This is a genomic window from Burkholderia ambifaria AMMD, assembly GCF_000203915.1.
GTDB lineage: Bacteria > Pseudomonadota > Gammaproteobacteria > Burkholderiales > Burkholderiaceae > Burkholderia > Burkholderia ambifaria.
Genome location: NC_008392.1, coordinates 964,988 through 989,224, shown reverse-complemented (window position 1 = coordinate 989,224; position 24,237 = coordinate 964,988). Strand labels below are relative to the sequence as shown.

The 24,237-nt window shown below is 67.0% G+C and carries 15 protein-coding genes; 3 read left to right on the top strand and 12 right to left on the bottom strand.

What is annotated here, in order from left to right; all coding sequences use genetic code 11:
• The first annotated feature begins 17 nt into the window (after nucleotides 1–17).
• Complete coding sequence (locus BAMB_RS31720; RefSeq protein WP_011661241.1) at nucleotides 18–1,388, top strand: TolC family outer membrane protein; 1,371 nt, start codon at nucleotides 18–20, stop codon at nucleotides 1,386–1,388.
• A 115-nt stretch (nucleotides 1,389–1,503) separates the two neighbouring features.
• Here BAMB_RS31720 and BAMB_RS31715 read toward each other — a convergent pair whose 3' ends face one another.
• The gene (locus BAMB_RS31715) at nucleotides 1,504–5,118 is read right to left on the bottom strand and encodes a YadA family autotransporter adhesin (protein ID WP_011661240.1); all 3,615 of its coding nucleotides are present in this window, start codon (nucleotides 5,116–5,118) and stop codon (nucleotides 1,504–1,506) included.
• A 907-nt stretch (nucleotides 5,119–6,025) separates the two neighbouring features.
• Between BAMB_RS31715 and BAMB_RS31710 the strand changes: the two genes are divergently transcribed.
• Nucleotides 6,026–6,841, top strand: coding sequence for a response regulator transcription factor (locus BAMB_RS31710; RefSeq protein WP_011661239.1), 816 nt, complete (start codon nucleotides 6,026–6,028; stop codon nucleotides 6,839–6,841).
• 24 nt (nucleotides 6,842–6,865) lie between these two features.
• Here BAMB_RS31710 and BAMB_RS31705 read toward each other — a convergent pair whose 3' ends face one another.
• Complete coding sequence (locus BAMB_RS31705) at nucleotides 6,866–9,055, bottom strand: TonB-dependent siderophore receptor (protein WP_011661238.1); 2,190 nt, start codon at nucleotides 9,053–9,055, stop codon at nucleotides 6,866–6,868.
• A gap of 712 nt (nucleotides 9,056–9,767) precedes the next feature.
• On the opposite strand from BAMB_RS31705, the gene BAMB_RS31700 reads away from it, so the two are divergent.
• Nucleotides 9,768–11,987, top strand: coding sequence for a LamG-like jellyroll fold domain-containing protein (locus BAMB_RS31700; protein ID WP_011661237.1), 2,220 nt, complete (start codon nucleotides 9,768–9,770; stop codon nucleotides 11,985–11,987).
• 31 nt (nucleotides 11,988–12,018) lie between these two features.
• On the opposite strand, the gene BAMB_RS31695 is transcribed toward BAMB_RS31700, so the two are convergent.
• The 10 genes from BAMB_RS31695 to BAMB_RS31650 all read right to left on the bottom strand — a co-directional run bounded on the left by BAMB_RS31695 (nucleotide 12,019) and on the right by BAMB_RS31650 (nucleotide 24,222).
• Nucleotides 12,019–12,921, bottom strand: a complete 903-nt coding sequence (locus BAMB_RS31695; protein WP_011661236.1) for a GNAT family N-acetyltransferase — start codon at nucleotides 12,919–12,921, stop codon at nucleotides 12,019–12,021.
• Nucleotides 12,922–13,090: 169 nt separating this feature from the next.
• Complete coding sequence (locus tag BAMB_RS31690; protein ID WP_011661235.1) at nucleotides 13,091–14,278, bottom strand: M20 aminoacylase family protein; 1,188 nt, start codon at nucleotides 14,276–14,278, stop codon at nucleotides 13,091–13,093.
• A 31-nt stretch (nucleotides 14,279–14,309) separates the two neighbouring features.
• Nucleotides 14,310–15,779 (bottom strand): aldehyde dehydrogenase family protein, encoded by a 1,470-nt coding sequence (locus BAMB_RS31685; protein ID WP_011661234.1) that lies wholly within the window; start codon nucleotides 15,777–15,779, stop codon nucleotides 14,310–14,312.
• The gene (locus BAMB_RS31680) at nucleotides 15,776–17,053 is read right to left on the bottom strand and encodes an NAD(P)/FAD-dependent oxidoreductase (protein ID WP_041491905.1); all 1,278 of its coding nucleotides are present in this window, start codon (nucleotides 17,051–17,053) and stop codon (nucleotides 15,776–15,778) included. The genes BAMB_RS31685 and BAMB_RS31680 overlap by 4 nt, the downstream gene beginning before the upstream one ends.
• Nucleotides 17,054–17,190: 137 nt before the next feature.
• A complete protein-coding gene (locus BAMB_RS31675) occupies nucleotides 17,191–18,516 on the bottom strand; it encodes an NAD(P)/FAD-dependent oxidoreductase (RefSeq protein WP_011661232.1) in 1,326 nt (441 codons plus the stop codon).
• Between the two features lie 2 nt (nucleotides 18,517–18,518).
• Entirely contained in the window at nucleotides 18,519–19,253 is a 735-nt protein-coding gene (locus BAMB_RS31670; protein WP_011661231.1) for a cupin domain-containing protein, read from the bottom strand.
• Between the two features lie 121 nt (nucleotides 19,254–19,374).
• The gene (locus tag BAMB_RS31665) at nucleotides 19,375–19,830 is read right to left on the bottom strand and encodes a helix-turn-helix domain-containing protein (RefSeq protein WP_011661230.1); all 456 of its coding nucleotides are present in this window, start codon (nucleotides 19,828–19,830) and stop codon (nucleotides 19,375–19,377) included.
• 86 nt (nucleotides 19,831–19,916) lie between these two features.
• A complete protein-coding gene (locus BAMB_RS31660) occupies nucleotides 19,917–21,194 on the bottom strand; it encodes an NAD(P)/FAD-dependent oxidoreductase (protein WP_041491903.1) in 1,278 nt (425 codons plus the stop codon).
• A gap of 197 nt (nucleotides 21,195–21,391) precedes the next feature.
• Nucleotides 21,392–23,266, bottom strand: coding sequence for an ABC transporter ATP-binding protein (locus BAMB_RS31655; protein WP_011661228.1), 1,875 nt, complete (start codon nucleotides 23,264–23,266; stop codon nucleotides 21,392–21,394).
• On the bottom strand, nucleotides 23,266–24,222 hold the full coding sequence (locus BAMB_RS31650; RefSeq protein WP_041491815.1) for an ABC transporter permease: 957 nt from the start codon (nucleotides 24,220–24,222) through the stop codon (nucleotides 23,266–23,268). The genes BAMB_RS31655 and BAMB_RS31650 overlap by 1 nt, the downstream gene beginning before the upstream one ends.
• Nucleotides 24,223–24,237 lie beyond the last annotated feature (15 nt).

Below are 24,237 nucleotides of genomic sequence, written 5' to 3'. Positions count from 1 at the left end.
GCGACAGGAACCAGTCGATGAACAGGAACTGCCCTCTGCTTGCCGTGCTCGCATTCGCGTCAGCGCTCGCGGGCACCCCCGCGCCCGCCGCCGCGCAAAGCCTGCAGGAAGCGGTCGAGCAGGCGATCCGGACCAACCCCGAAGTCCTTGCCACGACATACAACCGGGAAGCGGCGGATCAAGGCCTGAAGCAGGCGCGAGCCGGCTACTTGCCCCGCGTGGATATCGACGCGGCGATCGGCAAGGAGCAGCGCGACGACGTCGAAACGCGTCTGCTCGGCCTGAACCGCACGACGTTCACGCACCGGACGGCCAGCGTGACGTTGTCGCAAATGCTGTTCGACGGTTTCGCGGTCAGGAGCGAAGTGGCGCGGCAACGGGCACGCATCGACTCGTCCGCGAATCGCGTCGCATCAACCTCGGAGGACGTGGCGCTGCGCGTGGTGGGCGCGTATCTGGAAGTCCTGCGCCGCCAGGAAACGGTCGCCGCCGCCACCGACAACCTGGAGTCCCACCGCCGGATCCACGATCAGATCAAGCTGCGCAGCGACCGCGGCGTCGGCCGGCGCGCCGACCTTTACCAGGCGGAAAGCCGGCTGGCGCTCGCGCAGGACAACTTACGATCAGAGCAAAGCAACCTGAAAGACGCCGAAGTGGCCTACGCGCGGCTGGTGGGCGCGCCGCCGAACGTGCTCGTCAAGCCGGTCGCGCCGGAAGCCACGCTGCCGCCGACGGAACGATTCGCGCTGGATACCGCGCTGGCGAACCACCCGTCCCTCGCGGCCGCCGAGGCGGACGTCGCGCAGGCGAATGCGCACTATGACGCGGCGAAGGCCGCACTCTGGCCGCGCATCGATCTGGAGCTGAGCGCGAGCCATGACCGTGACGGCGTGCTCGGTCCGACGAACGACCGCCGCGTGATGCTGCGTTTGCGCTACAACCTGTTTCAGGGCGGCGCCGACAAGGCGCATATCGGCGAAGCGCATGCGCAGATCCGGGAGGCCGAGGAAGACCGCAACCGCACGCGCCTGGAGATCGCGGAAGGCGAATCGCACGCCTACAACGCGTACGTCACCGCGCGCGACCGGTTGGTCGTGCTCAAGCAGTACGTCGATTCCAGCGCGTCGACGCGCGAAGCGTACCTGTTGCAGTTCGGCATCGGTCAACGTTCGCTGCTCGACCTGCTCAACGCGGAGAACGAGTATTACAGCGCGCGCATCGATTACATCAGCGGCCAGTACGCGGAAGTGGCGAGCGCGTACCGCGTGTTCGCCGGGATGGGGCAGTTGCTCGACACGCTTCACGTCGCGCGCCCGGCGCAGGCGTGGGGTGCCGGCGGCATGCAGCCGGTGGCCTTCGACCGGCGCGCATTCGATCCCGGCAAATGACGACGCCCCGGGGTCGCGATCGCTCGCCCGGGGCCCTTCAGTCGTCGACGTTGCCTGCGGTGTCGGGCATCGTCAGCGTGCCCAACTACCGCCGTTCAACGTCCTTCGCGCCGCATCAGAACTGATAGCCTGCGCCCACCACCGCGCCGAAGTCGGAGCGCGCATTGCCCGTCACCGACGCCTTGACGACCCAGCGGTTGTTCTCCGTCACGTACGAATAGCCTGCCGCGAAGCCTTGCTGCCCGTGATAGTTCGACGTCGCCGCCGACACCATCGAGCGCCCGGCCCCCGTCGGCTGCGGCAAACCGGCCACCGCCATCGCCGACGCCACGCCGCCGTACATGTCCTTCTTCAGGTCGTTGAACGAGTTGTACACCTGCCCGATGCGCTGGTCGGTGTAGCCCTTCGCCTGCGTCGACGCGGCATTGAGGTTGTCGTTCAGCTGCTGCACGTTCACCGCGTCGGTCGGCGCCGTGCCGGCCGCGACGTTCGTGACTTGCCGTTCGTTGCCCTTCGCGCCGACCGAGAACGAATTGTCGCGATCCGCCACTGAGCCCTGGCCGACCGCCACCGCGTTCTTGCCGGTTGCCGTCGCCGTCGAGCCGATCGAACCGGCATCGGCACGCGCGATCCACGTCGTGTTCGCATCGGTTGCGGCCGCACGGATCTGGTCGTTGACCGCCGCCGTCTTCAGCGCGTCGTTGAACTGGGCCATGTTGACCGCGTCGTTGGCGTTCACGCCGGCCGCGACACCGGTCAGCACGCGGTCGCCCGCCGTGCCGGAGAAGTTCACGCTGGTGCCGCCCGAGTCCTTGCCGACCGTGATCGCGCCTTTCGGGTCCTGCTGCTGCACGAGCCCGGCCTTGCCGTTCGCGATGTTGGTCACGTTGTCCTGCAGGTTCGCGATATCGGTCGTGTTCTTCGACACCTGCTGGTTCGTCGCGTAGAGCTGCGAGCCGTTCACCGCGTCCGTGCTGGTCGCGCTGAGCGTGCCGGCCTTCACGTTGGTGATGCGCGTGCCACCCGCCCCGCCGAGCGTGATCGAGCCCTTCGAGCTGTCGTCGTACTGCACCGCGAGCGCGCCGAGCTGGTCGAGGTTCGACTGCACCGACTTCAGCTGCTTCACGTTCACCGCGTCCGTATCGTCGGTGCCGGCCGCGACGTTCTTCAACACGACCGCCGCGTTCGGGTTGCCGCCGATCAGCGATACCGAGTTCAGCCGGTTGCCGTTGCCATCGACGTCGTACTTGACGACGTTCTTCACGGCCTCGCCCGTCTGGTTCGACACCTGCGTGATCTGCTGCTCGAGATCGGACTTCACGCCGTACAACTGCCCGCCGTTCACCGCGTCCGTGCTGCCGGCCGCAACATTGCCGTCGGCGACGCTGGTCAGCTTCGTCGGCGCGCCGCCACGGGCGGCGTTGTATGCGCCGAGCGTCGGGTCGAACTGCAGCGCGTCCTTCTGCAGCCCGGCGATCGCGGTCGTATTGACGGCGATGTTCGTTTCGGCGTTGCCGATGCGCGTCTCGTGATTCGCGAGCGTCGTCGTGTTGCTGCCGACACGGCCATCGAGGTTCGTCAGCGCGTCGCCGACATTGTTGAACGAATCGCCGCCGATCTTGTACGCGGGCGCCGTGATCGAGCCATCCGTATTCGCCGTCGCCCCGCCGCCGAGCGCGGCTGCCGTGCCGTCGATCGCGCGGCGCAGCTGCGCGCCGTTCACGGCGTCCGTGCTGCCGGCCGACACGTTGCCTTCGGCGACGTTGGTCACGCGCACGGGAATCCCGCCGTTGCCCGCGCCGAGCGAAACCTGATGCTTGCTCGCATCGTCGTACTTCACGGCGAGCGCGTCGAGCTGGCTCGTGCCGTCGTGAATCGCCGCGTTCAGCTGGTCGACGTTGACCGCGTCGGTGCCATTCTGGCCGGCCGCGAGGTTGCCGATGCGTTGCGGGCTGTTGCCGCCGTGGCTCGCATCGTAAGTGCCGAGGCTCGGGTTCCATTGGAGCGCATCCTGCTGCAGCGCGGCGATGTTGCCGGTGTTCGTCGTCACTTGGTCGCCGAGCTTCGTCACGCTGTTGCCGACGTTGGCGATCGACTGGTTCAGCGTATCGGTCGCCTTGCCGAGCTGGCCGACGTTCACCGCGTCGTTCGCGCTCACGCCGTCCGCGACGTTGTGCAGGGCGACCGGTGCCGGCGCGCCCTGGCCGCCGAGCGTGACGCCGCCATGCGCATCGTCGTCGTACTGCACCGCGTTCTTCGTCGCGTTGCCGATCTGGCTCGTGATCGACGTGCTCAGGTTGCCGATCGTCGTGCTCACGCTGCTGGTCACGCTCGTGCTGAGCGATGCGAGGCCGCTACCCAGTTGGCCGGCGTTCACGGCATCGTGCGCATCCTTGCCGTCCGCGACATTGTGCAGCGTCGTGCCGTTCGGGCCGGCGAACGTGACCGAGTCGAAGCCGCTCGCGCCGTCGTACTTCACGTTGCGCGCATCGGCTGCCTGCAGGCCGCCGATGTTCGATGCGGCCGTGCTCAGCGATGCGTTGAGGCCCGTCACGTTGTTCTGCAGGTTCGTGATGTTCGCGGCGGCCGTCGACAGCGAGGTCTGCAACGGTGCAACGCTGCCCTTCAGCTGGCCGACGTTGACCGCGTCCGTATCGGCGACACCGGCGGCGACACCGTTGATCGTCGTGCCGTTGCTGCCGTCTAGCGCGATCGCGGCGTGCGAATCGTCGGTGTATTTGACGACGTTCTGTGTCGCCGTCACGATGCTCGTGCTGAGGCTGTTGCCGACGTTGGACACGCGCTGGTCGACGTTCGCGATCGACGTCGACAGCGTATTGCCGACGGAGGTCACGCGGGCGTCGACGTTTGCGATGCCGGTGCTGAGCGTGCTGTTCACGTTCTTCAGCTGCTCGACGTTCACGGCGTCCGTGTCGGCCGCGCCCGCCGCGACATTCTTGATCTGGCGTTCGTGGCCGAGCGAACCGAACGAGACGGCGCCGCCGACCGGCGCGGCCGTGCCGCCGAATACCGGCGTGCCGCCGTTGTTCGCACCGACGCTGCCCGAGCCGATCGCGACCTGGTTGTTGTCGTTCGTCTGCGCGCCGGCGCCGATCGCGACGGATTGCGTGCCGCCCGCACGGGTTTGCGTTGCGGCATCGTAGGATGCGCCGTTCGACACGCCGTCGCTCGTGGTCGGATTCGCGCCGCCGATCGCGATCGAGCGATCGCCGCTCGCCAGCGCCGAGTGACCGAGTGCGATCGAACTCGTGCCGTGCGCATCGGCGACGTTGCCGAGCGCCATCGAGTAATCGCCGATCGCGGCGGACTGACGGCCCACCGCGAGCGCCGTATTGCCCTGCGCGACGGCCACCGTGCCGATCGCCGTGGCCGAGTTCGCCAGTGCCTGCGCGCCGACGCCGATCGCAATGCCGCCGCCACTGCCGGAGCCGCCCTGGCTGCCTGCGTTCGACTGGTCGCCGATCGCAATGCCGCTGGAGCCGGCCTTCGCATTCGTACCAGACGTGAAGTTCGTGCTGCTCGTCGCGACGAACGTCCCACTCTTCGTCGCGACACACAACGGGTTCGTACCGTCGATGCACTGCCCGTTCAGTGCGTTGTCCGGGTTGCCGCGATCGACGAAGTTGTCCGCGTGTGCGGCCCCCGCGACCAGCACGCCTGCGCTTGCGAACATGGCGGCGACGAGCGCCGAAATCTGGTTCCTCTGCATTTTTTTGCTCCGTTTCGTGTCTTTCGTTTGGATTTGGACTACTTACTTTTATTCACAGCTTCGACTTCAACTTCGAACTCAATGCGCGATACGCTGCCCGGGCGCGTCGCTCGGTCGACGGCCCGTTCCGTTCATTCGATAAAAACCATCAGGAATACAAAATGACTGTCATGGACGAGCGCGTCCCGCCGACTCTCGCGAGTCAACCTGTTGTCATTGACATTCCGAATTGAATGCCGCGCGTGGCGCGACCAACCCCGTTTCTTTTATTTCATCTGCTGCACGTGAACGGCTTTTCGTTCACGTCAATGCCTGCCGCGGTATGCCGGAGGTCCAACCCGTCGAATCCATCCGTCATCCAAAGTTCGGACGAATTATGAGACGGACCCCGGGATTAGAGAAGGCGGCATTCTTCATAGATTGCAAAATTCAATGTTTTCAAAGGCTTATGTTAAAAACACCGAACTCGCAAACGATTTCGTATTGCCGCGCTTAATAAAAATGTTTTCCCGGAAGGATGGATACTTTGCTGGAGCGCCGCGCCATTAAAAGCAATCTCGCAAAAAAATGCAAAATATCGACAAGGGATTGAATGTTAGTCCCGACGCGCATCCCGATAATAGAGATAGGCACTCTAGCGAGAATCGAGATATCCCCCTACAATTCCGCTCGCATCGATTCCGGCAGCGGCAATCTTCCGCCCCTTTATCGGCTCAGCGATCAAAAGAAACAACGCCGAGTAATGCGCCGACCGACTGCCTGCCGTGCAGTCCGGCGAAGTCCGTTTATCGATGCGAGCGTACCGTGCGTGTTCGCGAAGCCATGTCGCGGCTTCCGACGATTTTCCCGACCCGGAATCGACCGCGCGCAGGAACGCTGCCCGCAGCCTTTCCTGAACAGGTACACGATGTCTCCATCGACCGCCGCATTGAATAATGCCCATATCCTGATCGTCGACGATCAGCCCGACCAGCTCCGTTTGCTGATCGATATCCTGCGCGGCACCGGATGCCGGATCAGCATCGCATTCGACGGCGTGCAGGCGTGCGAGCGCGCGCAGGCACTCGCGCCCGATCTGATCCTGATGGATGTCCGGATGCCGCGCATGGACGGTTTCACCGCGTGCCGGCGGCTGGCGGCCGATCCGCTGACGAGCGCGATCCCTGTCATTTTCCTGACGGTGGCCGGCGATTTGCACGAGCGCGTCGAAGGACTCGAAATCGGCGGCGTCGATTATGTGGTGAAGCCGTTCGAACCGGCCGAAGTCGTCGCGCGAATCCGCGTGCAGCTCGCGCGGACGAAACGGCCGTTGCCGATCGATGCGCCCGCCGTGCACGATCCGTTTGCCACAGGCAAGGACGACGACATCATCGTGCGCGCGGCCATTCGGCATCTGTCGCGCACGCTGAACGATCCGCCGACGGTCGAGCAGCTCGCGCGCGCAGTCGGCACGCACGAGAAGCGGCTGTCGCGCGCGTTTCGCGACAACCTGGGCCAGACGGTGTTCGAATATCTGCGGCACGAGCGCCTGCGCATCGCGCAGGACCTGCTCGATACGACGTCGCTCAGCATTGCGAGCATCGCGAAGGAGATCGGCTTTTCGACGCCGGCGAATTTCGCCACCGCGTTTCGCGAACGGTTCGGCATCACGCCGACCGAATGGCGGCGACAGCGCGATGCGGCCGGGCGTGATGCCGCGCGGGAACCGCAGCGCGACGCGTAGTCGCGCCCGGCATGACGGGTACGGCTACCAGTTGTATTTCGCGCTGGCCAGCACCGTGCGCTCGTTGCCGAACACGCACACCGCGTAAGACTGGCAGCCGCCGACGTAGCGGCGGTCGAACACATTCGCGACATTCAGCGCGAATCGCCAGTGACGCAGCTCGTAGTGCATCGCGAGATCGTACAGCGTGGCGCTCGGCACCGTCAGCGAATTGTCGGGCGCACCGGCCGACGCACTCTGGTAGCGCATGCCGGCGCCGACGCCGAGGCCCGACAGCGCGCCGGTGTGCCAGGTCCAGTCCGTCCACAGCGACGCCATCTGCCGCGGCAGCGGCACGGACACCGGCCAATTGTTCAGCGATGCATCGTTCGCCTGCACGTTCTTGACGTCCTGATAGACGTACGACGCGACGATCGACAGCTCGCGCGTCACGTTCCCGACCGCGCTCAGTTCGATACCGCGCGAGCGCACCTTGCCGGTCTGCACGGACGACGTGCCGGTGGGGTCGAGATTCGTCGGCGTCGGCGTCACGACGTTGGTCTGGTCGATCCGATAAACGGCCGCGGTGAGCATCAGGTTCCGGCCGGCCGGCTGCCAGCGCAGCCCGGCTTCGGTCTGCTTGCCGCGCGTCGGTTTCGGCAGGCCGCCGCCGTACATCCGCACGCCGATCACCGGATCGAACGACGTCGAGTAGCTCACGTAAGGCGACAATCCCGCATCGCCCTGATAGGTGAGCCCGACGCGACCTGAAAACGCACTGACGTCCTGCTGCGTGCCGATGCGGGCCGCGCGGTCGTCGAAGCGCGCGTTCACGCGATCTTCGCGGCCGCCGAGCGTCAGCGTCCAGCGGTTCCAGCGAATCTGGTCCTGCACATACGCGCCGAGCGAATTCATCGCCGTGTACTGATCGACGTGCCCGAGCGACGTGCGGCCGGAAAAGATCGCGGTCGTCACCGGACGATAGACGGGGTGGTACAGGTTGAGCGACGGCGCGAGCGCGAGCCACACGCTGTTGGTCGTCGTCTGCCGGTCGAACTGCAGGCCGAGCAAAAGCGTGTGCTCGAGCGGGCCGGTGGCGAAGCGCGCCTGCGCGCGGTTGTCGATGTCGAGCCGGCTGTAGTTCAACTGGAACAGGCCCGCGAACCGCATCATGTTCGTCGTGCTGCCGGGCATGAAGCCGTTGCCGAACACCGTCGCGTCGTCGAGCGACAGGCGCGACCAGCGCACGTCCTGCTGCAGCGTCCAGATCGGGTTCACGCGATGCTCGAGCGCATAGCCGAGCGACCATTGTTTCTTCCGGTAGTCGTTGAACGTGGGGTCGCCCATGTAGATGTCCTGCGACAGACGCCCGTTCCGATTCGGCAAGACCGTGCCCGACGCCGGGAGGAAGTTCGACGAAATATCGCCGTGATCCTGCAGGAACGAAGCGGACACCGTCAGCGACGTGTCGGCCGTCGGCCGCCAGCGGAACGACGGCGCCACCGCGACGCGCCGGTCGGCCTTCGGGCCGGTCACCGCATTGCCGTCGCGCGCGACGCCGACGAAGCGGTACGCATATCGGCCGTCCGGATCCAGTTTGTCGCCGATGTCGAGCATGGTCTGCTTGCGCGCATCGTTGCCGATCTGCACGCCGGCTTCGCGCACGCGCTCGCCGTCGGCAAGTTTCGTATGTGCATCGACGATCGCGCCCGGCTCGCCCGCGCCGTACAGCACCGACGTCGGCCCGCGCAGCACGGCGATCGAGTCGATCGTGTAAGGATCGACGCGCCAGTTCGCGATGACCGCCGTGTTCGGCGCCGCCACGCCGTCGACATACAGCGTCGGCGTGAAGCCGCGCAGCGCCGCATACCAGTCGGTTCGCGTATCGGACCCGAACGTCGCGAAACCCGGCACGTAGCGCAGCGCCTGGTTCAGGTCGGTCGCGCCGGTCATCTCGATCTGCTGTGCTGTGACGACGTTGGTCGTCTGCGGGATCTCGGCGACCGGCGTGTCGGTCCTCGTCGCGGTGGCGGTACGCAACCCGACGAGCCCGAGCGACGCGCGGCCGGCCTCGCCCGTCACATCGATCTTCGGCAGCATCGCCGCCGCATCGGCCGACGGAGATGCCGCCGCGCTCGATGCCTGCGCGTGCGCGCCGCCCGCGGCCGCCGCGCACAACGTTCCCCCGGCCGCGATCGCGATTGCGCGTCGCACCGAACCTGTTGCCGTTCCCATCGTTTAGCTAGTGTCTCCGTCTTGTTGCCCGGGTGCCGCGCGCCCGGTCGTGCTTCGTTGCGGGCCGGCCGGCGGTGCGGGCCTGTCGCGCACGAGTCGGTGCGCATCGTTCGATTGCGTCGTTTTTGAGCGCCTGAATGATATCGGCGCGACGTTGCGCGGTCTTTAGAAAAAACACCTGCGAGCGCGAGATCGTTCACCGCGTGCCCGCATTGCCGTCACCCCCGCGCAAGCCAGCGTCGAGCGCGACACGACCCACGCCGCGCGTCGTTCAAACCGTTCGTTCAAACGTGGGACGCTGCTCGTCATCGTGTCGATCTCCGATTCTTGTCGTTCGTGGCTTCACCGGCATTGGGCTTGCCGCGGCATGCGCACCGCGAGTGCGACATAAAACGCGCCCCACGTCATCCGTCGTATGACGACTGTATGAAATAGTGGGAATCTATCGCTCTGCACACCTGAAAAGTCTGCCGCCCGCGTGCCGGCGACGATCATATCTCGCAAACGTATCAATCGCCATTTTTTTCCGCATTCTTAGCATGTTAATCAACCGCCGAGCGACAATCTGCTATCTGAAAATTTGGCGCGTCGCCGCAAATTCGTGGTCCTCAGCGCCCTCCGTTCCGTTACAATCCGCGTCGTCATGCGATGACCGATTTCGCCGCACGACATCGCCTGCCTCCTGTGAGACTCGTCAAGGAACCCACGCGACATGCACGACACCCCTCTCCTGCTTGAATCGAACGCGCGCGTTTCCCGGCGCACCTTCCTTTACAGCGTCGGTGCGCTCGCGCTGTCGGCATGCAACGGCTCCGGCGCAAGTGAGAACGTCCGCGGCGTCACGACCACGGCAGCGGCGGCCGGCAACCGTGCGCTCGCGCGCGTGGCGACGGGCACGGCCGCCGTCACGACCCGCACGGCTTTCGTCCATCCGGGGCTGCTGCACACGCAAGCCGATTTCGACCGGATCGCGCAGAAGGTCGCGACCGCCGCATCGCCGTGGCGCGACGGCTGGAACACGCTGATCGCAAACAGCCATGCGCAGCTGACGTGGTCGCCGCGGCCGCAAGCCGTCGTCACGCGCGGCGGCACCGGCGCGCAAAACTATCCGGTGCTGTACAGGGACATCGCGGCCGCCTATGCGTGCGCGCTGCGCTGGAAGGTGTCGGGCGACAAAGCGTATGCGGACAAGGCCGTGCAGATCATGAACGAATGGTCGTCGACGCTGCAGAACCTCGCCGGCGATTCGAACGTCGACCTGGCCGCCGGCCTCTACGGGTACGAATTCGCGAACGCCGGCGAAATCATGCGCACGTATACCGGCTGGGCCGCGGCCGACTTCGCCGCGTTCCGCGCGATGATGGCCGACAAGTTCTACCCGATCAACGCCGACTTCCTGAACCGCCACAACAACACGGACATCACGCACTACTGGGCGAACTGGGATCTGTGCAACATCGCGTCGATCATGGCGATCGGCGTGCTGTGCGACGACCACGCGAAGTTCGACGAAGCCGTCAACTATTTCATCGACGGCGCCGGCAACGGCGCGATCGCGCAGGCCGTCTATTACCTGCATCCCGGCCACCTGGGCCAATGGCAGGAATCGGGCCGCGACCAGGGGCACAACACGCTCGGCATCGCGCTCGCCGGCGCGATCTGCGAAATGGCGTGGAACCAGGGCATCGACCTGTACGGCCACGACAACAACCGCTTCCTCGCGGGCGCCGAATACGTTGCAAAAGCGAATCTCGTGCAGCCGGACGGCACATTTCCGACGGTGCCGTACGCGCGCTATGCCAACGTCGACGTCACGCAAGCGCAATTCTCGACCGGCAGCCAGGGCGTGATTCGTCCGTGCTGGGCGCTCGTCTACAACCATTACGTGAACCGCAGGGGACTCGCCGCACCGTGGTCTCAGAAGTTCGCGCGCGCGATCCAGCCCGAAGGCGGCGGCGGCAACTACGGCGAAACGAGCGGCGGCTACGACCAGCTCGGCTACGGCACGCTGACCTGCACGCGCGATCCCGTTGCGCCCGCAACCGCACCGAGCGGGCTGACCGCGTGGCCGGCCGCAGGGAAGGTCGTGCTGTCGTGGTGGGGCATCGCGAACGCGGTCAGCTACGACGTGAAGCGTGCCGCCACCGCGGGCGGTCCGTATACGACCATCGCGACCGGCATCGTCGATCCGTTGACGTATACCGACCACCCGGCCGCGGGCACCTGGTACTACGCGATCAGCGCGCGCACCGCATCGGGCGAATCCGCGAATTCGGCGGAAGTGGCCGCATCGACAGCACTGCAACTGCATACGCTGCTGACGTTCGACGAGACAAGCGGCACGAGTGCGGCGGATGCGAGCGGCAACGGTCATGCGGGCACGCTCGTCGGCAGCGCATCGCGCGGGGCCGGCAAAACGGGCAATGCGGTGGCGCTCGACGGCTCGACAGGCTACGTCGCGTTGCCGAACGACATCGTCGCGGACGTGTCGGATTTCACGATCGCGGCGTGGGTCAACTGGCGCGGCGGCCAGACGTGGGCGCGCCTCTTCGATTTCGGTTCGGGCACCGGCCGCTATCTGTTCGTCACGCCGAAGAGCCTCGGCGGCACGATGCGCTTCGCGATCACGACAAACGGCGGACATGGCGAGTGCACGATCGACGGCAACGCGGCACTGCCGGCGGGGCAATGGGCGCACGTCGCCGTCACGCTGGCGGCCGACACCGCGACGCTCTATCTGAACGGCAATGCGATCGGTTCGGCGAACGACGTGATCTTCGCGCCGTGGCGCATCGGGAAAACCGCGCAGAACTGGATCGGACGTTCGCAGTATCCGGGCGATCCGTTCTTCAACGGCCTGATCGACGAATTCCGCATCTATCGCGGTGCGATGTCGGCCGAACAGGTGAAGGCGCTCGCGCAGGGAGCGTGATGCCCGCTGCCGCGGGCCGCGCGGCCGGCGCTTACAACATCGCCTGACTGATCAAACCGTACTGCACATATACCGGATCGGTCGCGCCGCTGTGCGCGTCGGCCGGCGCGTTGCGAACCATCTTCGAGCAGGTGTCGACGCGTTTCAACCCCTGCGCGTCGAGCCAGTCCGGCAAACTCGTACCCGACGGTACGTCGATGCGAACGAATTCGTTCTCGCGTGCGCTCAGCCAATGACTGATCAGCGCCTTCGCCTGCGCGTCGTCGCTCGAACGCCGTGCAACGACCGGGCCGACCACGTAACCGCGACCGAAGCGGCGCAGCACTGAGAATCCGGCGATCTCGCCATCCTGCTCGAGCACGACACTTTCGCCTCGCTTCATCAACGCCGACATCAGCGCGTCGCGCTCGAGGCCGGAAGCATGCGCGTCCAGCTCGACGAAGCGGCTCAGATCGGCAGACGTGCCAGCCCGCAGTCGAGCGCCGTCGGGCAGCGCCACCGCTGCCGGCTGACTCACGTTCCCTTGAAATTGATCCAGCGATCCGCACACGTTGAAACCGAGCTTTTCGTAGAGCGGCTGGCCGGCTGGCGTCGCATGCAGGAACACGATGCGCTGCCCCAGCTCGTCGAGGAGGATCTCCATCAGCGCGCGGCCGATCCCTCGGCCCTGATGCTCGGACGACACGATCACGTGTCCGATCGCGGCACGGTCCGCACCATACTTCCAGCACATCGCCGTACCGATGACCACCCCGTTTTCCTCGGCCGCGAACGCGATCGAGGTGTCCGCGGAAAACTGCCAGTCTTCCGCCCTGAACGGCCAGCGAAGCGCCATCGAGAGTGCGTGGGCCGCGGGGACGTCGGCCGCGGTAAATCGTCGGTAGTGCAGCGCCGTCGCGGCGCCGGAATCGTTCATCACGTGTTCGTCGTTCATCAAAGTCATCCTTCGAAATGGCGCAGTTTCATAACCCGACTATAGGAAGGAATGATTTTCCTGTGCCTAACGATCTATAAATGCACCATTAACCAAAACTTAATGCCAAGTACGCGCATGACCATTCGATTCGGCTCGACTGCCGACCGGGTCGGCGTCACGCACAGCGTCACGGAAATCGCGCGAAATACTCCCGTGCGAGTGCCCCCCAGTACCGAACGCCAGCCGGAATGATGTCGTCGTTGAAATCGTATTTCGGGTGATGCAACGCCGGCGACGTCGATCCGACCGGCGCATTGCCGATCAGCACGTACGCGCCGGGGCGCTCCTCCAGCATGAAGCCGAAGTCTTCGGACGTCATGTTCGGCGGTACGTCGGGGTACAGGCGTTCGTCGCCGAACGTGTCGCGAATCACCGCTTCGCACAGCGCCGTCTCGGTCGGCGTGTTGACCGTTGCCGGGTAGTACTGAAAGAATTCGACGTCGACCTGCGCGCCATAAGCCGCCGCCAGCCCTTCGCACATGAGCCGGACGTCGCGCTGCAACTGTTGCTGCAACGCGGACGACAGCGTGCGGATCGTGCCGCGCAGCTCGGCCGTGTCCGGAATGACGTTGTCCGTCGTGCCCGCATGGAACATGCAGACGGAAATCACCGCCGGGTCAACGGGATCCTTGTGCCGCGCGGCGATCGTCTGGCACTGCAGCACCATCGAGCACGCGAGCGGAACGGGATCGATGCCGAGGTGCGGCTGCGCCGCATGCGCGCCCTTGCCGGTGATCGTGATCCTGAACCGCGAGCCGGCGGCCATGATCGGGCCGGTGCGCAACCCGAAATGCCCGGCCGGCAAACCGGGCCAGTTGTGCATGCCGAATACCGCCTCCGTCGGGCATTGCTCGAACAGCCCATCGTCGATCATCTTGCGCGCGCCCGCGCCGCCTTCTTCGCCCGGCTGAAACACGAAATGGACGGTGCCCGGCAGCTGCGGCAACGCTTTCAGCACGCGCGCGGCGCCGAGCAACATCACGGTATGACCGTCATGGCCGCACGCATGCATGATCCCGTGCGTGCACGACGCATGCGCGAAATCGTTGGCTTCGTGGATCGGCAACGCATCGAGATCGGCGCGCAGGACGATGCCGCGGCCCGGATCCGCGCCGGGCAGGCTGGCCACGACGCCTGTACCGCCGAGCCCGCGCGACACCGCATAGCCGAGCGCTTCAAGCTCGCGGGCGACGACGTCGGCCGTCCGGTGTTCTTCGAATCGCAGTTCGGGATGCGCATGCAGGTCGCGGCGCAGCTTCGCCCAGTGCGCGTGATGCGCTTGCAGCGACGTGTCGGGAATGACGGGATTTTCCAATTTCGGCACCTTCGAAAAGTAGACGGCTGGGTCAGTCGTAAAAGCCGACGACGGACTTGATCTCCATATACTCCTCCATCCCTTCGATCCCGTACTCGCGACCGTTACCCGACTGCTTGTAGCCGCCGAACGGCGCCTGCGGATCCCATGCCGGGTAGTTCAGATGCACCTGCCCCGAGCGGATGCGCGCGGCCACCGCACGTGCGCGTTCCTTGTCGGCGCCCTGCACATGCGCGCCGAGCCCATAGACGGTGTCGTTCGCGATCGCGACGGCTTCGTCGACCGTATCGTAAGGAAGGATCGCCAGGACCGGCCCGAAGATCTCCTGCTGCGCGATCGCCATGTCGGTGCGCACGTCGGAAAAGATCGTCGGCCGCGCATAGAAGCCGCGGTCGAATCCCGCGGGCCGTCCGGGGCCGCCGGCGATCAGCTTCGCCCGTTCGTCGATGCCCACGTCGATCATCTGCGCGACGCGACCGAACTGCGCGCGATTGGCGAGCGGCCCGTGCGTCGTCGCATCGTCGAACGGATCGCCGACGATCAGCCGCTGCGCTGCTGCGACGGCCAGTTCCTCCACCGCGCCGAGCGCGTCGCGCGGCACGATCATGCGGGTCGGTGCGCTGCACGATTGCCCCATGTTGCGGAACGCGGCGGCCACGCCCGGCGCGATGGCCTGCTGCAGGTCCGCGTCCGGCAACACGACGTTCGGCGATTTGCCGCCCAGCTCCTGCGCGACGCGCTTGACGGTCGGGGCCGCCGCCTGCGCGACGAGCACGCCCGCGCGCGTCGACCCGGTAATCGACACCATGTCGACCTCGGGGTGCGACGAAAGCGCGGCGCCCACCGCCTCGCCGCTGCCGCTCACCAGGTTGAACACGCCCGCGGGCACGCCCGCATCGGCGATCACTTCCGCGAACAGCAGCGCGCTGAGCGGCGACAGCTCGCTGGGTTTCAGCACCACCGTGCAGCCTGCGGCGAGCGCCGGGCCGACCTTCGCGGTGATCTGATAGATCGGCCAGTTCCACGGCGTGATCAACGCGCATACGCCGATCGGCTCGCGTACGACCGCGGTCGTCCCGCGCCGCGAGACGAACGGGTAGCGGGCCAGATTGTCGCGCGCGACCCGGATATGTTCGGCTGCGAGCGGCACATGGGCGCCGCGTGCATAGCCGATCGGCGCGCCCATTTCGAGCGCGAGCGCCATGGCGAACGATTCCGCGCGCTCCAGCATCAACGCATGCACGCGGTCGAGCAGCGCGGCGCGTTCTTGCGGCGAGGTCGCGGCCCAGCGTTCGAACGCGTTGCGCGCGGCCTGCACCGCGCGGTCGGCATCGCGTGCGCTGCCGAGCGGGATGTCGCACAGCGTGTCTTCGGTGGACGGGCAGACGACCGCGAACCGGTCGCCGCCGTCGGGTAGCACCCAGTCGCCGTCGATGAAGAAGCGATCCAGCCTGCCGGCTTCCTTCAGGTGGCGAACCGGTGAATTGACGAGTGAATTCATTGCAGCGTGTCCTTGAGTCGATACCATGCGCCGACGAACGGCAGAAACCACGGCTTGCCGAAGTGGCCGGGAATCGCGGGCCAGTCGAAGCTTTGCCACGGATTGAGATCGGCGCGTCCGTCCATGATCTCCGCCATCAGCGTGCCCATCAGCGTCGCCATGTGCGTGCCGTGGCCGCTATAACCCATCGAGTAGTAAACGCCGTCGCGCTGGCCTGCGCGCGGCAGCCGGTTGGCCGTCATGTCGACCATCCCGCCCCAGCAATAGTCGATGCGCACAGCGGCCAGCTCGGGAAACACGGCGGCCATCTGCTGCCGCAGGATCGCCCCGCTCTTTTCGTCGGAGCGCGGATTCGACGCGGCAAAACGCGCGCGCCCGCCGAACAGCATCCGGTTGTCGGGCGTGACGCGGAAGAAATTCACGAAGTTCTTCGTGTCGGTGACCATCCGGCGCGTCGGCAGCAACCGGTCGAGCAGCTCGCGCGGCAACGGCTCGGTGACGATGATGAACGCGCCGACCGGCACGATCCTGCGGCGAACCCAGCCGAACGGCCCGACCTGCGAGATGCCGCTCGCGAGCAGCACCTGGCGCGCACGGATCTCGCCGAGCGGTGTTTGCACCGCGTACGCGCCGCCCGCTTGCCGCTGCAGGCCGAGCACCGGCGCATGCTCGAGAATATGCGCGCCGCGGGCTTGCGCGGCGCGCGCGAGGCCGCGTACATAACGGCCAACATGCATCCCGGCGCTCTTGCCGAACAGCAGCCCGCCGTGATATCGGTTCGAGCCGATCTCGTCGCGCAGCTCCGCCTTCGTGACCAGGCGCGTGTCGGGGTCGACGCTCGCCGCGAGCAGGGCCTGACTTCGCGCGAGCTTGTCGTAGTGCTCGGGCTTCGCCGCGAGCTTGAGCTTGCCGCGCCGCACGAAATCGCAATCGATCGACTCCTCCCTGACCAGCCGCTCGACCGTGTCGACACCCGCGTCGAACGCGAGATAGAGCCGGTTGGCCAGTTCCGTGCCGATGCGCTGCGACAGCGACGCGTAATCCTGCGCGAAGCCGTTGTTGCACATGCCGCCGTTGCGTCCCGATGCCGCCTGCCCGACGGTGCCCGCCTCGCAGACGATCACGCGCGCGCCTTTCTTGGCCAGCGCCAGTGCGGCGGCCGAACCGGTGATGCCGCCGCCCACCACCACCACGTCGCAATTTCCGTCAGGCCGCTCGGTCGAGCGGCTCACGAACGGCTCGGACGTATCGAGCCAGTAGGAACCGAAACGCATCACGCACTCCATTGTCGGCAGCACCGGGCTGCACAGCACGGCGAGCATTCACCACACCGATCCGACCGCTCGCGCGCCGTCCGGATCGAAACGTATCATCCCGAGGCCGCCACCATCGTTCCCGTGACGACCGCGGACTAGAAATCCGCGACCTTGCCCCATGCGGACTCGCTGAACCGGCCGGGCCGGTACGGCGCCGGGTCCACGAAAGGTTGCGCACCGGACGCGAGATCGGCGATCAGGTGCCCGGCGCCCGGGCCAATCCCGAAGCCGTGACCCGAAAACCCCGCCGCGAGGATCAGCCCCGGCACCCCCGGCACTTCGCCGATGCCCGGCACGCCGTCCGGCGTGCTGTCGACGAACCCGGCCCACGCGTGCGTGATCTTCGCGTCGCGCAGTTCGGGCAACAGTTCGGCCGCGCGGCGGTACGTTTCGGTGACCGTCGGCATGTCGGGCTTCGGATCGAGAATGCGCACGGCTTCCATCGGCGTCGGCGCGTCGAGGCGCCAGCGCTTCAACGTTTCGTGGCCGCCGCGTACGCCTTCGAGGCCGCCCGGCAGCAGATTGCGCCAGCGTTTCGCGAACATCGGCACGAATTGCGGCGCGAAGCGCAGGAACTGCGGCGTCAGGTCCACGCGCGCGCGGCCGCTGATCGCCAATGCGTAGCGTCCGTCGCTGCGGCGCGTGATGGACACGCCGGACGTGTACATCGCATCCGGCAACGGCGTTTCGACCGGCGACACGCTCAGGATCGACTGACGGATCGACGCTTGCGGAAACCGGATGCCGAGCTGGCGGCAGAACGACGACGCCCATGCACCGCCGGCCATCACGACCGTTCGGGTCTTGATGACGCCCGCCTCGGTGACGACGCCCGCGACCCGGCCGCCCTCGAGTTCGATGCCGCGCGCCGCGCAGTGCTGGTGGACACTGCCGCCCAGCTTGATCAGCGCGGCGGCCACGGCCGGCGCGGCCTTGCCTGGATCGGCCGTGCCGTCGGTCGGCGAGAACACGCCGCCCTTCCACTGCCGCCCGGTTGCCCGTCCGCGCTCGGCGGCCTGCTTGCTGTCGAGCATGTACGTGGTCACGCCCGCGGTCTTCGCGAATTCGCCCCAACTGGCCCAGCGGGACAGCTCTTCGTCGTCATTGCTCAGATACAGCAAGCCGCAGCGATGAAAGCCCGTGTCTTCGCCGGATTCGGCCGCGAATCGTTCCCACAGGTCGATGCTCTTGCTCGCCATCGGCAACTCGCGCGCATCGCGGTTCTGCTGCCGGCACCAGCCCCAGTTGCGGCTCGACTGCTCGGCGCCGATTCGGCCCTTCTCGACCAGCGCGACCGACACCCCGCGCCGGGCGAGGTAGTAGGCGGTGAAGACGCCGATGATGCCGCCGCCGATCACGACGACGTCGGCCGAAGCCGGTGGCGTGGGCGAAGTTTCAATATGGCGCAGCGGAGGGGACATGTTCAGTCTCGGTCGGTTGATGCTTGGACGTTTTGCACAACGTAGAACTTCGCCACGCGTTCGCTGCTTTCCCAGCCGATCGGCGCGCCGCGCGGCACGAACAGCGCGTCGCCGGCACCGAGCGACAGGACACTGCCGTCGGGCGCGGCGAACCGCACGCCGCCGTCCAGCAGGAGCATGAATTCGTTCACGCGATGCGGGCGAATGATCCGGTGATAGGGCGTCGAATCCCACGTGCCCGCGCAGTACTCGGCGCTGTCGTCGAGAAACACGTTGTCGCTGCGGCATTGCGGCGCGGGCCCGAGCAGCACTTCCGCGGGCAGCGTTGACGACGGCTTGAAGTCGGCGTCGGCACGCAGCGCGAAGAGGCCTCGCTTCGTCGGGTTCGTGCACGCGGCCGCGCAGAACGTCAACAGCACGGGCGCTTGCGCGGTGATGCGCAGCGCGGTGCCGCCGCCGATCACCACGCCCTCGCGCGGGCCGAGCACCAGCGGCGCGGCGCCGGCCGCTTCGAGTGTCAGCTCGCCTGCGACGACCACGAGGGTTTCGATGTGCGGAAAGCTCGCGACGTCGAGTTCGCCGACGAAGCCGATCCGTCCCGCTGCCATCGCGTCGGGCCCTTCCCACGCAATTTCCCGATGTTGCGCGAAAGGATCGCTCGCGCCGAACGCCTGCTTGCGGAACGCGGTGGAAGAAAGTGTGCCGTCGGCACGATGCAACACGAAAGCTGCGGTCATTCCTGCTCCTGTGCAATGCGCGGCAGCCGGTCGACAGCCGTCGCGCGATATCGGAAATCGTCGTTCGCCGGCTTCGAGCCGGAAATCTGCGGGCGCGCTGCATGCGGCCCGCGCCTGGCGCCTACGCGACGTGACACGACACGTCGCTGCGTTCGGCGCGTGTGCGCGTCGGCGAAGTTCGCGCCGGCGGCCTACCCGGCCGCGCCACCACGTAATCACCCGGCGTGATCCCGAGCACCCGCCGGAAATGCCGGCACAGGTGGCTCTGATCGAAGAAGCCGACGTCGGTCGCGACGACCGACGGCGCGAGACCGGCGCGCAACAGGTCCTGCGCCCGCAGCACCCGCACGAGACACAGATACCGGTGCGGCGACAACCCGGTTTCGCTGCGAAAACGCGCGGTGAAACGCGACACGCTCAACCCGGCCACCGCCGCGAGCGTGTCGAGGTTCAGCGGCTGCGCGAACGACGCGTCGATCGTGCGCAGTACGTCGCCGATCGCGGGCGACACGGGCCGCGCGACACGCGCTGCGCGGGAAATCGCGCCGTCGATCGGATCGTGGAACGGAACAGCCATGCTCGCCGCCCTCATGCCGCCGCCCGCACGACGAAGAATGGGTAAACGAAACGCACTTTCATGTCGAATCCTCCTGGGCGCTCGCTTCAGTGCAGAAAATCCTGCATCCGGTAATACGCGCCGACGATCGGCAGGAACCACGCGTGCCCGAAATGACCGGGCATCGCCGGCCAGTCGAGCTCGCGCCACGGATTCGATGCGGCCGCGCCGTACAGCACGTCGGCCATCACGCGGCCCATGTGCACCGCCATCTGCACGCCGTGGCCGCTGTAGCCCATCGAGTAATAGAGCCCGTCGTGCTGGCCCGCGCGCGGCAGCCGGTCGGCGGTGATGTCGACCAGCCCGCCCCAGCAGTAATCGAGGCGGACGTGAGCCAGTTCGGGGAAATAGCCGGCCATGCCGGCGCGCAGGATGTCGCCGCTTTTCGCGTCCGAGCGCGGGCTCGACATCGCGAAGCGCGCACGGCCGCCGAACAGCAGCCGGTTGTCCGGCGTCACGCGGAAGTAGTTGCCGATCTGGCGCGACGTCACGTACGCACGCCGATGCGGGAACAGCCGGTTCAGCTGCGCGTCGGGCAACGGCTCGGTGACGACGATAAAGCTGCCGACCGGCGCGATGCGCCGCCGGAACCATGCGAACGGCCCGAGCTGCGATGCGCCGGTCGCGACCAGCACGCGATCGGCGACGATCGTGCCGCGCGTGCTGGTGATCGTGTGGCGCTCGCCGTCGAGCCGCTCGAGCTGCGTGACGGCCGCGTGCTCGTACACGCGTGCGCCGGCCCGCACGGCCGCTTGCGCGAGCCCGACGCCGAACTTGCCCATGTGCATCTGCGCGCCGTTGCGCTGCAGGAGTCCACCGTAGAAACCGTCGGAGCCGACTTCGTCGCGGATGTGCGACGCGTCGATCAGCTCGATGTCCGGATCGACGTCGCGCCGCAACGCGTTGAAGGTCTTTTCAAGCCCCGCGAAATGCTGCGGTTTCGCGGCGAGCTTCAGCTTGCCGGCGCGCCGGAAATCGCAATCGATCGCCTGTTCGGTCACGATCGTCTCGACGCTCTTCACCGCGCTTTCGTACGCGCGATAGAACTGCTTCGCCTGCGCGGCGCCGATGCGCGCGGCCAGCGACGCGTAGTCCTGCGCGACGCCCGTATTACACTGGCCGCCGTTGCGGCCGGACGCTTCGCCCGCGACCTGCGCGGCTTCGAGCACGACCACCGAGACGCCGCGCTGCGCGAGCGCGAGCGCTGCCGACAAGCCGGTGAAACCGCCGCCGATCACGACCACGTCCGCGCGTCCCTCGACGGTGCCTTCGCTGCCGGCGCGAAACGCGGGGCGGGTATCCAGCCAGTACGATTCCAGTTTCATTGGATCCTTCTTGTCCATGCCGGCAACGACGATCGGCGACCGTTCAATGAGAATCATTTAATCACCGTCAAAAACCGCAGTTACCGCGTATTCGCGCGCGGCGCGCGTACAAATTGCCGTTTTGCGCGACCGCCGCAGCAGACTATGCGGAGCACCGGCTGCCACGGAATGCGCGACGAACACGTACATCGGGCGCGCTACAGACGCACCGGCTGCACCGGCGCTCCGTCGGCCTCCACCGGCTCCGCCTGGAAGCGCGTGAGGTCTTCCTCGCTGCGATGACACAACACCTTCGCGCCGTTCCCGAGCGTGCGCAGCGTGGGCGCCGTCTGGTTGCACACGCCGTCCACCCGCATCGAACAACGCGACAGGAACGGACACAGCTCGGCCTCGTTCTCGCGCTCGCCGATCGGCACCAGCGGCCGATGGCAACGCTCGGCCGCATCGTCGAGCCAGCCCGCGCGCAGTTCCGGCGCGGACGACACCAGCAGATGCGAATACGGGTGATAAGGCGGCGCGCACAGCGCATCGCGACTGCCGGTTTCGACGCGGCGGCCCGCGTACAGCACGACGATGTCGTCGCTGATTGCACGCACCTTCGCGATGTCGTGCGTGATGAACACGTACGACACGCCGAGCTTCGCCTGCAGGTCGCGCAGCAGGTCCATGATCGCGGCGCCGACCACGGTGTCGAGCGCCGACGTGACTTCGTCGCACAGGATCAGGTCGGGCTCGGCCGCGAGCGCGCGCGCCAGGTTCACGCGCTGCTTCTGCCCGCCCGACAACTCGCCGGTGCGCCGCGCTGCCACCGCCTGCGGCAGCCGCACGAGGTCGAGCAGTTCCGCGACGCGCTGGCGTGCACGCGCGCCCTTGATCCCGTGGTAGAACGCGAGCGGCCGTGCGAGCGTGCGCTCGACGGTATGCACCGGGTTGAGCGCGGTATCGGCGTTCTGGAACACGATCTGCACGCGGCGGTGCTGCTCCTTGGAGCGCTTGCCGATGTCGAGCGCGAGCGGCTCGCCGTCGAGCAGGATCTGCCCGGCCGTCGCCGGCACGAGGCCCGCGATCACCTTCGCGAGCGTCGTCTTGCCGGAGCCCGATTCGCCGATCACGCCGACCGTCTGCCCGCGCCCGATGCGCAGGTCCACTTCGTGCAGGATCACCTTCGCGGGCCAGCCTTTCGCGGTGCGGCCGCCGTAGCCGGCGACCGCGCCGCGCACGTCGAGCAGCGGCGCGGGCGCGGCCTGCGCGAATTTCGCGTCGCGTTCGATCGCGCCCGGCGTGACGGCCGCGATCAGGCTTTGCGTGTACGGGTGCGCCGGCGCGTGCAGTATCTGTTCGGTCTCGCCCGCTTCGCGGATCTGGCCGTCGCTCAACACGACGATCCGGTCGGCCATCTGCGCGACCACCGCCAGGTCGTGCGACACGTACACCGCACTCATCCCGTAGCGCCGGATCACGTTCTTGAACGCCTGCAGCACGTCGATCTGCGTGGTCACGTCGAGCGCGGTGGTCGGCTCGTCGAGGATCACCAGCTCCGGGTCGGTGATCAGCGCCATCGCGGCCATCAGCCGCTGCAACTGGCCGCCCGACACCTGGTGCGGATAGCGCTTGCCGATCGTTTCCGGCTCGGGCAGCGCGAGCGCGCGGAACAGCTCGACCGCCTTCGCCTGCGCATCGCGCTTCGTCATCGTCTTGTGGATCAGCGCGCTCTCGATCACCTGGTCGAGAATCGTGCGCGACGGATTGAAAGCGGCAGCCGCGCTCTGCGCGATATACGCGACCTTGCGGCCGCGCAATGCGGTCAGCGCCTGCGCGGACAGCGTGCATACGTCCGTGCCGCCGAGCTTCACCGAGCCGCCGGCGATCCGGCAGCCGGCGCGTGCATGGCCCATCAGCGACAGCGCGATCGTCGTCTTGCCGGAGCCCGACTCGCCGATCAGCGCGAGCACCTCGCCGCGCGCGACGTCGAAGTCGACGTCGTGGACGATCGTCGTTTCCACGCCGCCCGGACGGCCGCCGACCACGCGCAGCCCGCGCACTTGCACGAGCGGAGTCGATTCATCTCGCATCAGCGTTCTCCCGCGGCCGCGGCCGCGCCCTTGCGGCGGCCGCGATGCGGCAGACCGTCGATCATCAGGTTGACGCCCACCGTCAGGATCGCGATCGCGACAGCGGGCATGATCGCGACGGCCGAGCCGTCGCCGAGGCTCGCGATGTTCTCGCGCACGAGCGAGCCGAGGTCCGCATACGGCGGCTGCACGCCGAGCCCGAGAAAGCTCAGGCCGCTCAGCAGCAGCACGACGAACGTGAAGCGCAGCCCGGTATCCGCCAGCATCGGGTGGATCATGTTCGGCAGCATCTCGACGCACGCGATGTACAGCGCGCTTTCGCCGCGCGCCTTGGCCACCTGCACGAATTCGAGCGTGCTGATGTTGACCGCCAGCGCACGCGCGATCCGGTACGAGCCGGGCATGTAGCTGATCGCGGCGGTCAGCACCAGCAGCGGCAGCGACGAGCCAAATGCGGCGACGAACATCAGCGCGAACATCTTCGACGGAATCGACGTGAGCGCGTCGAGCAGCCGGCTCATCGTCTCGTCGACCGCGCGGCCCGACACGGTCGCGAGCAGCCCAAGCGTCGTGCCGGTCACCGCGGCGAGCAGCACCGCGGCGAGCGCGAGCAGCACGGTCAGCCGCGTGCCGTACAGGATCCGGCTCAGCATGTCGCGGCCGAGGAAGTCGGAGCCGAACGGCAGCTTCGCACTGAACGACGCGAACACGTCCGGCGTGACGATCGCGCCGACGTCATGCGGCGCGATCAGCGGCCCGAACACCGCGACGAACAGCATCAGGCCGACCATCGACAGGCCGACGCGGCCGCCGGCGGTCAAGGCGATGCGCGCGGCGCGGCGCTTGCGCGGCTGGTCGGGGGCGGGCGCGGCAGGCGGCATGCTGCCCCGCCCAAGGGGCGGGTCGCCGGATGGCGGCAGCGCGCTGCTGCGTTGTACGGGTTCGATCGGTTGCATGGGCGGCATCTCGGA